At 61.0% G+C, this 516-nt stretch carries 2 pseudogenes; both read left to right on the top strand.

Annotated features, from left to right (window positions below):
- A pseudogene (locus BK660_RS32090) lies at positions 1–177 on the top strand (putative DNA modification/repair radical SAM protein); the annotation flags it as partial.
- Positions 174–516, top strand: a pseudogene (locus BK660_RS32095) (TIGR03915 family putative DNA repair protein); the annotation flags it as partial. The pseudogenes BK660_RS32090 and BK660_RS32095, both read left to right, overlap by 4 nt.

Here is a 516-nt window from a genome sequence, read left to right on the forward strand (position 1 = left end):
CGACAGCGGCGAATCCGCTACGAAGATGTCGCGCGCATGCGCTGTGTGCTGGCCAAGGCGAAGCCGTTCATCATCACCAGCGACTATCACCCGCAGCAGGCCGAGGTCACCAGCCATTTGCTCTATCAGCAATTGCGTGACCGGCCGATGCCGCAGCAGATGGGGCTGTGGGGATGATCAATCTCGATTGCGATGATCTGTTCGATACTTGGCGCCAGCAAGCGCGCTGGTTGCTGAGCCATGAAGTCGACCCGAGTCTGGTGAGCTGGGCCTCGGAGGGTGTGGGTGATCTGTTTGCCAGTGATGAGCCGGTGCCTGAAGGGCAGGGGCCGTTTCAGGCACGTATTCCGCGAGCGCTGCTCGACACGCTGGAGCAAGCCTCGCGCTATCGCGGCGATCAACGCTGGAGTTTGCTGTATGAAGTGCTGTGGCGCGTCAGCCACGGCGATCGCACGGCGATGATGGCCGGGGACAAACTCGGTAGCGAGTTGCAGCGACGGATCAAACAAGTCAATC

The organism is Pseudomonas brassicacearum (assembly GCF_003732265.1).
GTDB lineage: Bacteria > Pseudomonadota > Gammaproteobacteria > Pseudomonadales > Pseudomonadaceae > Aquipseudomonas > Aquipseudomonas brassicacearum_D.